Source organism: Pseudomonas sp. MYb118, assembly GCF_040947875.1.
Taxonomy (GTDB): Bacteria; Pseudomonadota; Gammaproteobacteria; order Pseudomonadales; family Pseudomonadaceae; genus Aquipseudomonas.
On the sequence record NZ_JBFRXN010000002.1, the window covers coordinates 1,065,055 to 1,078,291 of the forward strand.

12 protein-coding genes are annotated in these 13,237 nt (G+C 60.3%); 2 read left to right on the forward strand and 10 right to left on the reverse strand.

Going from position 1 to position 13,237, the window contains the following annotated elements; translation table 11 throughout:
- Positions 1 to 17: 17 nt before the first annotated feature.
- The 3 genes from ABVN20_RS10690 to ABVN20_RS10700 form a co-directional block, all read right to left on the reverse strand.
- Positions 18 to 776 (reverse strand): alpha/beta hydrolase family protein, encoded by a 759-nt coding sequence (locus tag ABVN20_RS10690; RefSeq protein ID WP_368555596.1) that lies wholly within the window; start codon positions 774 to 776, stop codon positions 18 to 20.
- Complete coding sequence (locus ABVN20_RS10695; RefSeq protein ID WP_368555597.1) at positions 766 to 1,872, reverse strand: DUF3182 family protein; 1,107 nt, start codon at positions 1,870 to 1,872, stop codon at positions 766 to 768. Before ABVN20_RS10695 ends, ABVN20_RS10690 begins: the two co-directional genes overlap by 11 nt.
- 305 nt (positions 1,873 to 2,177) lie before the next feature.
- Positions 2,178 to 3,146, reverse strand: a complete 969-nt coding sequence (locus ABVN20_RS10700; RefSeq protein ID WP_368555598.1) for a GlxA family transcriptional regulator — start codon at positions 3,144 to 3,146, stop codon at positions 2,178 to 2,180.
- 102 nt (positions 3,147 to 3,248) lie between these two features.
- On the opposite strand from ABVN20_RS10700, the gene ABVN20_RS10705 reads away from it, so the two are divergent.
- Positions 3,249 to 3,803, forward strand: coding sequence for a cysteine hydrolase family protein (locus tag ABVN20_RS10705; RefSeq protein ID WP_368555599.1), 555 nt, complete (start codon positions 3,249 to 3,251; stop codon positions 3,801 to 3,803).
- 76 nt (positions 3,804 to 3,879) lie between these two features.
- On the opposite strand, the gene ABVN20_RS10710 is transcribed toward ABVN20_RS10705, so the two are convergent.
- Positions 3,880 to 4,392, reverse strand: a complete 513-nt coding sequence (locus tag ABVN20_RS10710; protein WP_110965122.1) for a single-stranded DNA-binding protein — start codon at positions 4,390 to 4,392, stop codon at positions 3,880 to 3,882.
- Positions 4,393 to 4,401: 9 nt separating this feature from the next.
- On the reverse strand, positions 4,402 to 5,799 hold the full coding sequence (locus ABVN20_RS10715) for an MFS transporter (RefSeq protein WP_368555600.1): 1,398 nt from the start codon (positions 5,797 to 5,799) through the stop codon (positions 4,402 to 4,404).
- A gap of 190 nt (positions 5,800 to 5,989) precedes the next feature.
- Here ABVN20_RS10715 and uvrA point away from each other — a divergent pair, with 190 nt between their 5' ends.
- Entirely contained in the window at positions 5,990 to 8,824 is a 2,835-nt protein-coding gene (gene uvrA / locus ABVN20_RS10720; protein WP_368555601.1) for an excinuclease ABC subunit UvrA, read from the forward strand.
- Between the two features lie 65 nt (positions 8,825 to 8,889).
- On the opposite strand, the gene bfr is transcribed toward uvrA, so the two are convergent.
- From bfr to rpsD, 5 genes are all read right to left on the reverse strand, one after another.
- A complete protein-coding gene (bfr, locus tag ABVN20_RS10725) occupies positions 8,890 to 9,354 on the reverse strand; it encodes a bacterioferritin (RefSeq protein ID WP_368555602.1) in 465 nt (154 codons plus the stop codon).
- A gap of 149 nt (positions 9,355 to 9,503) precedes the next feature.
- Complete coding sequence (locus tag ABVN20_RS10730; protein ID WP_368555603.1) at positions 9,504 to 10,958, reverse strand: catalase; 1,455 nt, start codon at positions 10,956 to 10,958, stop codon at positions 9,504 to 9,506.
- 199 nt (positions 10,959 to 11,157) lie between these two features.
- Positions 11,158 to 11,544, reverse strand: coding sequence for a 50S ribosomal protein L17 (rplQ, locus tag ABVN20_RS10735; protein ID WP_007955635.1), 387 nt, complete (start codon positions 11,542 to 11,544; stop codon positions 11,158 to 11,160).
- Between the two features lie 42 nt (positions 11,545 to 11,586).
- Positions 11,587 to 12,588, reverse strand: a complete 1,002-nt coding sequence (gene rpoA / locus ABVN20_RS10740; RefSeq protein WP_368555604.1) for a DNA-directed RNA polymerase subunit alpha — start codon at positions 12,586 to 12,588, stop codon at positions 11,587 to 11,589.
- Between the two features lie 22 nt (positions 12,589 to 12,610).
- Entirely contained in the window at positions 12,611 to 13,231 is a 621-nt protein-coding gene (gene rpsD, locus ABVN20_RS10745) for a 30S ribosomal protein S4 (RefSeq protein ID WP_122852423.1), read from the reverse strand.
- Between the last annotated feature and the right edge of the window lie 6 nt (positions 13,232 to 13,237).

Genomic DNA, 13,237 nt, shown 5'->3' on the forward strand with positions numbered 1-13,237 from the left:
CCAATAAGGCCACCCCATCACTTCGACTGAATGATGCTCAACCGCTCCCCCACCACCATCTCGGTAATCCAGTCCACCAGGATCGAGGTGTAGGCCTGCTGCGAAACCGGCTCGCTCAGCGCATGGTCGGCGCCGTCGATGATCCGGTGGGTCAGCGAATGCGTCTGCTGGCACGCCGCGCGGTAACTCATGATCGTCGCATGGGGCACGTAATCGTCGGTCTCCGATTGCACCAGCAACACATCCCCGGTGAACTGCGAACAGGCGTGCAAGGCGCGGTTGCTGTCAGCGCGCACCAGGGTACTGCGGTAATCGCGCAGGTCCATCTTGTCCAGATCACGCTTGGGCGTGTGCCACTGCTCGTCGCGATACAGCGCCGGCACCCGCAGCGCCAGCCAGCGCACCGGGCGCAGCGAGGTCAGGATCGACGCCAGGTAACCGCCGTAACTGGTGCCGACCACGGCAATCGCCGAAGTGTCGAGCGCCGGGTGGGCCAGCAGGCGGTCATACGCCGCCAGCAGGTCACGCAGGTTGTCCTCGCGGGTGACCCGAGTCAGCGGAATGCCGGTGCCACCGGTATGCCCGCGCAAATCGAAGGTCAGGCACACGCAGCCAAGGCCGGCAATGCCCTTGGCCCGTTCCAGATCACGCTCCTGGCTCCCGCCCCAGCCGTGCACGAACAGCACGCCGGGAACTTTGGATTTGGGACTGAGGAAAGTCCCGCTCATTTGCTCATCGTCGATGTCGATTTGAATGCTTTCGCTTCTAGCCGTCATAGGATTGGACCGTTACATATTTGAGGAGGAAATCACTGTTTTCCGCAGGCCCGCGATACACCTCGATGGCGTCCGCCGGCAGCGCCTGGTCGGTGTAGGTTTCCACCGAGGACACCCGGATCGCGCGCATCTGCGGGTCGTTGATGAAACTCTGCAACGCCGCCACTTCGGCGCTGCTGGCACCGCCCATGCGCCAGGACTGTTCAAGCACGCCACTGCGGCGCTTGCCGTTGCTGTCCACGCCCTGGGCGATGTCGTAATTGCGTCGTGAGGCGTAGAACGCCGGATAGGCTTCATCCGCGCAGCGGTCGAAGACCTGCGCCTGGTGAATGGCCAGTCGCACGTCATCGGGCAGTTCCAGATCGAGCAGGTCGTCGTAGTCGCCGCGCACCACGAGCAGGTTGGAACCGCCGTAGACTGCTTCGCCCTCAGCGTCGCGGGTCAGGTATTGGTCGCCGCAGTAGCTGAGCACGATGTCACCGAAAAAACTCTGACCGACGCTGTGGGTCACCACATCGTCCAGATCCTGTTCCAGCACCACGCCTTCAGTGAACAGCGCGCGGGCGTCCGGCCGGGCGAGCACGGCATCGAACTCATCCAGGCTATTGATCACTTCCTGGCCTCGTCCGGCGCAGCCATGAATCGGCTTGAGGCGAATGGGCCCGTTATAGAGCAGGCGCTCCGCCGCCGAGCGTGCGTCATCAAAAGAAAACACGCTCAGGCCGTCGAGCACCACACCGCGTACCCGCTCGGAAAACAACGGCGACCAACCGGGCGGGGCCAGGGCATTCTTGTCGCGCAGGCCATGGCTGATGGCCTTGGTGCAGATGAAGTCGTGTTCGACATAACCGCCCCAGAGATCCTCGGGCCCACGCACCCCCAGTTGCCCGGCAGCGGCGCCAACCAGCGTCTGGGTCGGTAACAGGTAAAGGTCCCGCCCCTGATGGCGCTCTGCATCGTAACTGCCGCCGTACTTGAGCCCGAGGACCTGCGCCAGCCAACGGGCCAACGCACGATTGGTCTCGACTTCATGCTCTGGAGCGTCGGGCCGCACAGAATGGGCGACCACCAGTTTCTTGCGGTTTGTTGGGGTCATGCGTCCCCCTTCAATCGGCGCTAGATGAATGTCCATGAAGGGGTGCAGAGATCAGGCCAATTGGGCCGGTGGAGAAACGTTCGGAAATTCAGCGAGTTGCGTCAGGAGCCTGATAGCGGGAGCGCTTTATTCTGCACGACGGCCCCTGCAATTTGCACGATGGTGACCGTTTGCACTAACCCTGTAGGAGCGAGCTTGCTCGCGATGGCGTCGTGTCAGTAAACAGATTTGTAGTTGACACACCGCTATCGTCGGAACGCCGCCCGGAGACAAGCTCGCTCCTACAGGGGTCATCGGTGAATGGGTTATCGGCTGCCAAACCGCGCCCGATAATCACTCGGCGCCAGCCCGGTGATTTTCTTGAAGGTCGCCCGAAACGCGCCGGGGTCCTGGTAACCCACCGTCCAGGCAATGTGGTCGATGGTGCCGTTGGTGAACTCGAGCATTTCCCGGGCCTTGCCGACGCGCAGGTGCTGACAGTATTCCGTGGGCTTGAGCCCCGTCGCCGCACGGAACCGGCGCAGGAACGTGCGCTCTTCCAGTGCCGCTCGCTCGGCCATCGCCGTCAACGAAACATCAGTCGCCCCGGTGCTTTGCAGCCAGTGTTGTACCTTGAGAATCGAGGCATCGCCATGGCTGAGAATCGGCGCGAAATTGCTGCCGCACTCACTGGCGCTGTCGCTGTGTTCCACCACCAGAAAACGCGCGGTGCCGGTGGCGATGCTCGGGCCGAGCAAGCGATCCACCAGGCGCAAACCCAGCTCCGACCAGGCCATCAAGCCGGCCGTGGTAATCAGATCGCCGTCATCGACAATCGGCGTATCGGCCTTGAGCTTGACCGCAGGATAGCGCTCGGCGAACGCCTTGGCCGAGGTCCAGTGAGTGGTGGCACTGCGACCATCGAGCAAGCCGCTCTCGGCCAACAGAATCGAGCCCACGCAAACACCGCCGACGGTCGCACCCCCGGCATGCTGCTGACGGATCCAGCTCAACAACGCCTGCGGCGCCTGGCCTTCGGAAAAGCCGGCAATCGACGGCGGGATCAGCAGCGCCACCAGACCATCGCCTGGGGCCGGATGGCTGTCGTAGACCCGCCGTGGTTCGCCATCGACCTGCCAGTGGCTGACCCGCAACAACGGCAACTGCGCGGCCTGATGGTCGGCCGCGATCCGGTTGGCCACGCCAAACAGGTCCGTCAACCCGTGCACCGCCGCCATCTGCGCACCGGGGTAGATCAGCACGCCCAGCTCGGCGATCGGCCTTTGTGCATCCATTGTCAGTTTTCCCCTTTCTATTGTCGGTGCGGCCAATCCTCGCGGAGCCGGCCAGACCCGATACTTGATTCCACACCCAACCCGCACTTCGAGGAAACCGTCATGGCCAAGCAAGCACTCATCGTAGTAGATATCCAAAACGACTACTTCCCGCAAGGCAAGTGGCCGCTGGCCGGTGCCGACGCCGCGGCAGACAACGCCGCACGCCTGATCGAAGCCTTCCGCACGGCGGGTGATTCGGTGGTACACATCCGCCACGAGTTCACCTCTCACGAGGCACCGTTTTTCACCCCGGGCTCGGACGGCGCGAAGTTGCACCCCAAAGTCCTCAACCGCGCCGACGAGCCCGTCGTGCTCAAGCACTTCGTCAACTCGTTCCGCGAAACCGAACTGAAGTCGATCCTCGACGAACAAGGTATCAAGGAACTGGTGGTGGTCGGCAGCATGAGCCACATGTGCATCGACGGCATCACCCGCGCCGCCGCCGACATGGGCTACCCGGTCACCGTCATCCACGATGCCTGCGCCTCGCGGGACCTGGAGTTCAACGGTGTGACGGTACCGGCTGCCCATGTGCACGCCGCCTTCATGGCTGCTCTGGGTTTTGCCTATGCCAAGGTGGTGGCCACTGACGAGTTCCTCGCCGCCAGCCATTGAGGGTCGAACGCCCACAAAAAAGGCCCGACGCCATGAGCGCCGGGCCTTTTTGTTTCAGATCGGGTGGAACCCTCGATCAGAACGGGATATCGTCATCGAAGCTGTCGAAATCCGGAGCCGGTTGCGGGGCGGCCTGTTGTGGCGCCGGGCGCTGCTGCGGGGCCGACTGCTGCGGACGCGGAGCCTGCTGGCGTGGGGCCGATTGCTGGTAGTTGTTGCCACCGCCTTGTTGGTCGCCCTGTTGTGGACGGCCACCGAGCAGTTGCATGGTGCCTTGCATGTCGACCACGATTTCGGTGGTGTAACGCTTGATACCGTCTTTTTCCCACTCGCGGGTCTGCAGCTTGCCTTCGATGTAGACTTGCGAACCTTTGCGCAGGTATTCGCCGGCGATTTCCGCCACTTTGCCGAACATCGACACACGGTGCCATTCGGTCTTCTCGACCTTCTGACCGGTTTGCTTGTCGGTCCACTGTTCGCTGGTCGCCAGACTCAGGTTGGTCACGGCGTTACCGTTAGGCAGGTAGCGAACTTCGGGATCCTGGCCGCAAGTGCCGACCAATATGACTTTGTTAACCCCACGGGCCATAACGTTCTCCTAGGCTTCGCACGCTGTCGCGGCCGGGTTGTTCACCAGACGCTCGAGGGTGGTGCGATCCAATAGTTCGGTGTCCAATTTGATGTAAATCGCTGCTTCGTCGGCAACGATCACTGCATCTGTTACCCCTACAACGGCCATGAGGCGCTCGACCAGGCCCGCTTCGCGGATCGCCTCGGGCGACAACGGCAAGCGCAGGCTCGTCACGTAGGGAGGTTCACGCATGGTAACAGCAAAGGCCAGCCAGATGGCAGCCAGAGCGGCGCATCCAAGGAACACAGCCGACAGGCCGCCATGCTGGAACATCCAGCCGCCGAGTATCCCGCCCAGTGCCGATCCGAGGAACTGGCTGGTGGAATACACGCCCATCGCCGTACCTTTGCCGCCCGCCGGTGAAACCTTGCTGATCAGCGATGGCAACGAAGCTTCCAGCAAGTTGAACGCGGTAAAGAACACCACCGTTCCGATCACCAGGGCCCGCAGGCTATCGCCGAACTGCCAGAAGAATAGCTCAGTGAGCATCAGCGTCAGCACCGCGCCCAACAAAACTCGTTTCATTTTGCGTTTCTTCTCGCCGTAGATAATGAACGGAATCATGGCGAAGAAGGAAATCAGCAGCGCGGTGAGGTAGACCCACCAGTGCTGCTCCTTGGGCAGCCCGGCTTTCTCGACCAGGGCCAGCGGCAAGGCGACGAAGCTGGACATCAACATCGCGTGCAACACAAAGATACCCAGGTCCAGGCGCAGCAGGTCCGGGTGCTTGAGCGTCGGCATCAGCGCCTGGCGTGCAACGCCGGACTCACGGTGCTGCAATGGCCCGGCAGCGCGCGGCACCATCACGGCAATGATCAGGATGCCCACCAATGCCATGCCGCCAGTGGCCAGGAACAGTCCGGACAGGCCGAAGGCACGGGTCAGCAGAGGCCCGACCACCATGGCGACCGCGAACGACAGGCCGATGGTCATGCCGATCATGGCCATGGCCTTGGTCCGATGCTGCTCGCGGGTCAGGTCTGACAGCAACGCCATGACCGCCGCGGAAATCGCACCGGCCCCCTGCAGGATCCGTCCGGCGATCACGCCCCAGATCGAGTCGGCGTTGGCGGCCAGCACACTGCCCAGGGCAAAGACGACCAGGCCCAGGTAAATCACCGGGCGACGACCGATACGGTCGGAAATGATGCCAAAGGGAATCTGGAACATCGCCTGGGTCAGGCCGTAAGCGCCAATCGCCAGCCCGATGAGGGCCGGGGTCGCTCCCGCCAGATCCATGCCATAGGTCGCCAGTACCGGCAGCACCATGAACATGCCAAGCATACGGAAGGCGAACACGAGGGCCAGACCGCTTGCCGCGCGGGTCTCGCTGCCACTCATGCGTTCGCTGTGGGGATCGTGCATGGAAAAACCTCGTGTGAACCGGCCGCGATTCTACCAGTCCCATCGAATGACAGGTTAAATCGCGACGCTTTGACGCGTTCCGCTGACAGACTCTTCATGTAAGAGCATCGCACACTCGCTCGATAGTGTTTATCCATCCAGTATTTGCCCGTATACTCCACGTTTTCGACGCCCGCCAAGCGAGGCCACTTTGGACAAGATCCTGATTCGTGGGGCCCGAACCCACAACCTGAAGAACATCGACCTGACCCTGCCACGGGACAAGCTGATCGTCATCACCGGCCTGTCCGGCTCCGGCAAGTCGTCGCTGGCGTTCGACACGCTGTATGCCGAGGGCCAGCGCCGCTACGTCGAATCGCTGTCGGCCTACGCCCGGCAGTTTTTGTCGATGATGGAAAAGCCCGACGTCGACACCATCGAAGGCCTGTCGCCGGCCATCTCCATCGAACAGAAGTCGACCTCGCACAACCCGCGCTCCACGGTCGGTACCATCACCGAAATCTACGATTATCTGCGCCTGCTCTACGCTCGCGTAGGTATCCCGCGTTGCCCCGACCACGACATTCCACTGGAAGCGCAAACCGTCAGCCAGATGGTCGACCTCGTCCTCGCCCAGCCCGAAGGCAGCAAGCTGATGCTGCTGGCGCCGGTCATCCGCGAGCGTAAAGGCGAGCACCTGTCGGTCTTCGAAGAGCTGCGCGCCCAGGGTTTCGTCCGTGCCCGGATCAACGGCAAGCTCTACGAGCTGGACGAAGCACCCAAGCTCGACAAGCAGAAGAAACACACGATCGACGTCGTGGTCGACCGCTTCAAGGTCCGCGCCGACCTGCAGCAGCGCCTGGCCGAATCCTTCGAGACCGCGCTGAAACTGGCAGACGGTATTGCGCTGGTCGCGCCGATGGACGACGAGCCAGGTGAAGAGATCATCTTCTCCGCGCGCTTCGCCTGCCCGATCTGTGGCCATGCCATCAGCGAGCTGGAACCCAAGCTGTTCTCTTTCAACAACCCGGCCGGCGCCTGCCCGACCTGCGACGGCCTGGGGGTCAAGCAGTTCTTCGACATCAAGCGACTGGTCAATGGCGAACTGACCCTGGCCGAAGGCGCGATTCGCGGCTGGGACAGGCGCAACGTCTATTACTTCCAGATGCTCGGTTCGCTGGCCTCGCACTACAAGTTCAGCCTGGACGTGCCGTTCAACGAACTGCCGGCTGAACAGCAGAAGGTCATTCTCCAGGGCAGCGGCTCGCAGAACGTCGATTTCAAATACCTGAACGACCGTGGCGACATCGTCAAACGTTCGCACCCGTTCGAAGGCATCGTGCCGAACCTGGAGCGTCGCTACCGTGAAACCGAATCGGCCTCGGTGCGCGAAGAACTGGCCAAGTTCCTCAGCACCCAGCCGTGCCCGGATTGCCGTGGCACCCGCCTGCGTCGCGAAGCGCGGCATGTGTGGGTGGGCGAGAAAAACCTGCCGGCGGTGACCAACCTGCCAATCGGCGATGCCTGTGATTACTTCGGCGTGCTGAAGCTGACCGGGCGTCGTGGCGAAATTGCCGACAAGATTCTCAAGGAAATCCGCGAACGCCTGCAGTTCCTGGTCAACGTCGGCCTCGACTACCTGTCCCTGGACCGCAGTGCCGACACCCTGTCGGGTGGTGAAGCGCAGCGCATCCGCCTGGCCAGCCAGATCGGCGCCGGCCTGGTGGGCGTGTTGTACATCCTCGATGAACCTTCGATCGGCCTGCACCAACGGGACAACGACCGCCTGCTGGGCACGCTCAAGCATCTGCGCGACATCGGCAACACGGTGATCGTGGTCGAGCACGACGAGGACGCGATTCGCCTGGCGGACTACGTGGTGGATATCGGCCCGGGCGCCGGTGTACATGGCGGCAGCATCGTCGCCGAAGGGACGCCGAAAGAGGTGATGGCCCACCCGGACTCGCTGACTGGCAAGTACCTGTCGGGGCGGGTGAAGATCGAAGTGCCGGCCAAGCGCACACCGCGCAACAAGAAGCTGACGCTGTCGCTCAAGGGCGCGCGCGGCAACAACCTGCGCAACGTCGACCTGGAGATTCCGATTGGCCTGCTGACCTGCGTCACCGGTGTTTCCGGCTCTGGCAAATCGACGCTGATCAACAACACGCTATTCCCGTTGAGTGCCACCGCCCTCAACGGTGCGACGACACTGGAAGCGGCGGCCCACGACAGCATCAAGGGCCTGGAGCACCTGGACAAGGTCGTCGACATCGACCAGAGCCCGATCGGCCGTACGCCGCGCTCCAACCCGGCGACCTACACCGGACTGTTCACGCCGATCCGCGAACTGTTCGCCGGCGTGCCGGAGTCCCGTTCCCGTGGTTACGGCCCGGGGCGCTTCTCCTTCAACGTCAAGGGCGGGCGCTGCGAGGCTTGCCAGGGCGATGGTCTGATCAAGGTTGAAATGCACTTCCTGCCGGACATCTACGTACCGTGCGACGTCTGCAAGAGCAAGCGCTACAACCGCGAAACCCTGGAGATCAAGTACAAGGGCAAGAGCATCCACGAAACCCTCGAAATGACCATCGAGGAAGCCCGGGAGTTCTTCGATGCGGTTCCGGCGCTGGCGCGCAAACTGCAAACCCTGATGGACGTCGGCCTGTCGTACATCAAGCTGGGGCAATCGGCGACCACGCTGTCCGGTGGTGAAGCCCAGCGGGTGAAACTGTCCCGCGAGCTGTCCAAGCGCGATACCGGCAAGACCCTGTACATCCTCGATGAGCCGACCACCGGTTTGCACTTCGCGGACATCCAGCAATTGCTCGACGTGCTGCATCGCTTGCGCGACCACGGCAACACCGTGGTGGTGATCGAGCACAACCTCGATGTGATCAAGACCGCCGACTGGCTGGTGGACCTGGGGCCGGAAGGCGGCTCCAAGGGCGGGCAGATCATTGCCGTCGGTACACCGGAGCAGGTGGCCGAGATGAAGCAGTCGCACACCGGCTACTATCTCAAGCCGTTGCTGGAACGTGACAGGGCATAAGCCCCATCCATGAAAAAGCCCCTGTCACGTCAACCGTGACAGGGGCTTTTTTATAAGCGCTGCAATCAGGCGTGGGATTGCAGGTAGTTCTCGATACCGATCAACTTGATCAGGCCCATCTGCTTCTCGAGCCAGTAGGCGTGGTCTTCTTCGGTGTCGTTCAGCTGTACGCGCAGGATTTCACGAGTGACGTAGTCGCCATGCTTTTCGCACAGCTCGATGCCTTTGCACAGTGCAGCGCGGACCTTGTATTCCAGTCGCAGGTCGGCAGCGAGCATATCAGGCACGGTGGTACCGACATCGACATCATCGGGACGCATGCGCGGTGTGCCTTCGAGCATCAGGATACGACGCATCAGCGCATCGGCGTGGCCGGTTTCCTCTTCCATCTCATGGTTGATTCGCTCGTAGAGCTTGGTGAAGCCCCAGTCTTCATACATGCGCGAATGCACGAAATATTGGTCACGTGCGGCCAGTTCGCCGGTCAGCAACGTGTTGAGGTAATCGATTACGTCTGGATGGCCTTGCATCGCCCTACATCTCCCTGCTTGAAAGTCTGTAGTTTGAACCAACCTGACCGGAAGGTCACTCACTTGACGCAATAAAAGCGAAGATATTCTGAGAAAAGCGGCTTAAATAACGCAAAAACCGCCCAAATGAGGGCGGTTCTGCTTCTCGTTTAGACTTCGTTAAGCTGTATGCCCAACACCGTTGCGATTGCTTCTCCATACGCCGGGTCAGCTTTGAAGAAGTGCTGCAATTGACGATCTACCACGTCACCGGAAACTCCGGCCATTGCACCGGCGATGTTGCTGATCAGCAGATGCTTCTGCGCATCACTCATCAGACGGAACAGCGCCCCGGCGTGGCTGTAGTAGTCGGTGTCCTCACGATGATCATAGCGATCAGCCACACCACTGAGCCTCAAGGCTGGTTCAGCGTAGCGAGGCGCTTGCTTGGGCGACTCGACGTAACTGTTTGGCTCGTAGTTCGGCGCAGCGCCGCCGTTGCTGCCGAACGCCATGGAGCCATCACGCTGGTAGCTGTTGACCGGGCTGCGTGGCGCGTTCACCGGCAATTGCTGGTGGTTGGTGCCGACACGGTAGCGGTGGGCATCGGCATAAGCGAATACACGGCCTTGCAGCATCCGGTCCGGCGACAGGCCGACACCCGGTACCATGTTGCTCGGACCGAACGCTGCCTGCTCGACCTCGGCGAAGTAGTTCAGCGGATTGCGGTTGAGCTCCAGCACACCCACTTCAATCAGCGGGAATTCTTTCTGCGACCAGGTCTTGGTGACGTCGAACGGGTTCTCGTAATGTGCCTCGGCCTGGGCTTCGGTCATGATCTGGATGCACACGCTCCATTTCGGGAAGTCGCCGCGCTCGATCGCTTCGAACAGGTCACGCTGTGCATAATCCGGATCGGTACCGGCCAGGCGTGCAGCTTCTGCCGGCGCCAGGTTCTTGATCCCTTGTTGGGTTTTGTAGTGCCACTTGACCCAGTGACGCTCGCCGCTGGCGTTGATCAGGCTGTATGTGTGGCTGCCGAAGCCGTGCATGTGGCGGTAGCCGTCCGGGATGCCACGGTCCGAAAACAGGATGGTGACCTGGTGCAGCGCCTCAGGGGAATGCGACCAGAAATCCCACATGGCCTGGGCACTTTTCAGGTTGCTCTGCGGCAGGCGTTTCTGGGTGTGGATGAAGTCCGGGAATTTCAGCGGATCACGGATGAAGAACACCGGCGTGTTGTTGCCAACGATGTCCCAGTTGCCTTCTTCGGTATAGAACTTCAGGGCGAAGCCGCGTGGATCACGCTCGGTGTCGGCCGAACCACGTTCGCCACCCACCGTGGAAAATCGCAGGAATGTCGGGGTTTGCTTACCGACCGCTTCGAACAGCTTGGCGCTGGTGTACTCGGTGATGTCACGGGTCACGGTGAACGTACCGTAGGCGCCCGAACCCTTGGCGTGCACACGGCGCTCCGGGATGTTTTCCCGATTGAAGTGAGCGAGTTTTTCCAGCAGATGGAAGTCGTCGAGGAGCAAAGGACCACGAGGACCGGCGGAGCGGGAGTTCTGGTTGTCAGCGACAGGTGCGCCACTGGCGGTGGTTAGAATTTTATTCTGGCTCATGCGATCTCTTCCTCTTCAGTCTTTAACTGCCGGCTAATCGGCTTGAGAGGGAGTATTGATCACAAATGTTACACCTACAAATTCATTAACCTGTAAGTACTGATAGAAATATCCAATCGAAAGATGAGCATGGAAAACTTTTCCATCGCCCACAAAAAACCGGGCGCGAAGGCCCGGCTTTCTGTTTCAGACTGACGTCTTACTCAGCGGATACAGCTTCACCGCCGACAGCACGATCAACCAACTCGACGTACGCCATAGGCGCGTTGTCGCCAGCGCGGAAACCGCACTTGAGGATGCGCAGGTAGCCACCCTCACGGGTAGCGTAACGCTTGCCCAGGTCGTTGAAGAGCTTACCAACGATAGCTTTCGAACGAGTACGGTCGAAAGCCAGACGGCGGTTAGCAACGCTGTCTGTCTTGGCCAGAGTGATCAGCGGCTCGGCAACGCGGCGCAGTTCTTTGGCTTTTGGCAGAGTAGTTTTGATCAGCTCGTGCTCGAACAGCGACACCGCCATGTTTTGGAACATGGCCTTGCGGTGCGAGCTGGTGCGGCTCAGGTGACGACCACTTTTACGATGACGCATGGTTCATTCCTTACCAAACACAACGTTCGGTGATTACGACGATCAGGCAGTCGCCTTGTCGTCCTTCTTAAGACTTGCAGGCGGCCAGTTGTCGAGGCGCATGCCGAGGGACAGACCGCGGGAGGCCAGAACGTCCTTGATTTCAGTCAAGGATTTCTTGCCCAGGTTCGGAGTCTTCAACAGCTCTACTTCGGTACGCTGAATCAGGTCGCCGATGTAGTAGATGTTTTCCGCCTTAAGGCAGTTGGCCGAACGTACAGTCAGTTCCAGATCGTCAACCGGGCGAAGCAGGATCGGATCGATCTCGTCTTCCTGCTCGACAACCACTGGTTCACTGTCACCCTTGAGGTCGACGAACGCAGCCAACTGCTGTTGCAGGATGGTTGCAGCGCGGCGGATAGCCTCTTCAGGATCCAGAGTACCGTTGGTTTCCAGATCAATAACCAGCTTGTCCAGGTTGGTACGCTGTTCGACACGGGCGTTTTCCACCACGTATGCGATACGGCGAACCGGGCTGAACGAAGAGTCGAGCTGCAAGCGACCAATGCTGCGGCTTTCGTCTTCATCGCTTTGACGCGAGTCGGCCGGTTCATAACCACGACCACGAGCTACGGTGAGCTTCATGTTCAGGGCGCCGTTGGACGCCAGGTTAGCGATTACGTGATCGGGGTTAACGATCTCGACATCATGATCCAGCTGAATATCGGCAGCGGTAACCACCCCCGAACCCTTCTTCGACAAGGTCAGCGTAACTTCGTCACGACCGTGCAGCTTGATAGCCAGACCTTTAAGGTTCAACAGGATTTCAATTACGTCTTCCTGTACGCCTTCGATGGCGCTGTACTCGTGGAGTACACCGTCAATCTCGGCCTCGACTACTGCACAGCCGGGCATTGAGGACAACAGGATGCGGCGCAGCGCGTTGCCCAGGGTGTGGCCGAAACCACGCTCGAGAGGCTCGAGCGTGATCTTGGCGCGGGTTGGACTGACAACCTGCACATTGATATGGCGTGGTGTCAGGAACTCATTTACCGAAATCTGCATGGATGCACCTATTTTCTAGCCCTTACTTGGAGTAGAGCTCGACAATCAGGCTTTCGTTGATGTCGGCGGACAGATCACTGCGAGCTGGAACGTTCTTGAAAACGCCCGACTTCTTCTCAGTGTCTACTTCTACCCATTCTACGCGGCCACGTTGGGCACACAGATCGAGAGCTTGGACAATGCGAAGTTGGTTTTTTGCTTTCTCGCGAACAGCAACCACGTCACCAGCACGAACCTGGTAGGACGGAACGTTAACGGTTTTGCCGTTTACGCTGATCGACTTGTGCGATACCAGCTGACGGGATTCGGCACGAGTCGAACCAAAGCCCATACGGTATACAACGTTGTCCAGACGGCATTCGAGCAGTTGCAGCAGGTTTTCGCCAGTTGCACCTTTCTTGCCAGCAGCTTCTTTGTAGTAGCCGCTGAATTGACGCTCGAGAACGCCGTAGATACGACGGACCTTCTGCTTTTCACGCAGTTGGGTGCCGTAGTCGGACTGGCGACCGCGGCGTTGGCCGTGGATACCAGGTGCTGCTTCAATGTTGCACTTCGATTCGATCGCGCGCACGCCGCTCTTCAGGAAGAGATCGGTGCCTTCGCGACGAGCGAGTTTGCATTTTGGACCAATGTAACGAGCCATTCTTTA

Coding starts and splice junctions, on each gene's coding strand:
- rpsD (WP_122852423.1), bottom strand. CDS start 13,231: ATGGCTCGTTACATTGGTCCAAAATGCAAACTCGCTCGTCGCGAAGGC.
- ABVN20_RS10690 (WP_368555596.1), bottom strand. CDS start 776: ATGACGGCTAGAAGCGAAAGCATTCAAATCGACATCGACGATGAGCAA.
- ABVN20_RS10715 (WP_368555600.1), bottom strand. CDS start 5,799: ATGCACGATCCCCACAGCGAACGCATGAGTGGCAGCGAGACCCGCGCG.
- bfr (WP_368555602.1), bottom strand. CDS start 9,354: ATGCAAGGCCATCCAGACGTAATCGATTACCTCAACACGTTGCTGACC.
- rpoA (WP_368555604.1), bottom strand. CDS start 12,588: ATGCAGATTTCGGTAAATGAGTTCCTGACACCACGCCATATCAATGTG.
- ABVN20_RS10705 (WP_368555599.1), top strand. CDS start 3,249: ATGGCCAAGCAAGCACTCATCGTAGTAGATATCCAAAACGACTACTTC.
- ABVN20_RS10730 (WP_368555603.1), bottom strand. CDS start 10,958: ATGAGCCAGAATAAAATTCTAACCACCGCCAGTGGCGCACCTGTCGCT.
- ABVN20_RS10700 (WP_368555598.1), bottom strand. CDS start 3,146: ATGGATGCACAAAGGCCGATCGCCGAGCTGGGCGTGCTGATCTACCCC.
- rplQ (WP_007955635.1), bottom strand. CDS start 11,544: ATGCGTCATCGTAAAAGTGGTCGTCACCTGAGCCGCACCAGCTCGCAC.
- ABVN20_RS10710 (WP_110965122.1), bottom strand. CDS start 4,392: ATGGCCCGTGGGGTTAACAAAGTCATATTGGTCGGCACTTGCGGCCAG.
- ABVN20_RS10695 (WP_368555597.1), bottom strand. CDS start 1,872: ATGACCCCAACAAACCGCAAGAAACTGGTGGTCGCCCATTCTGTGCGG.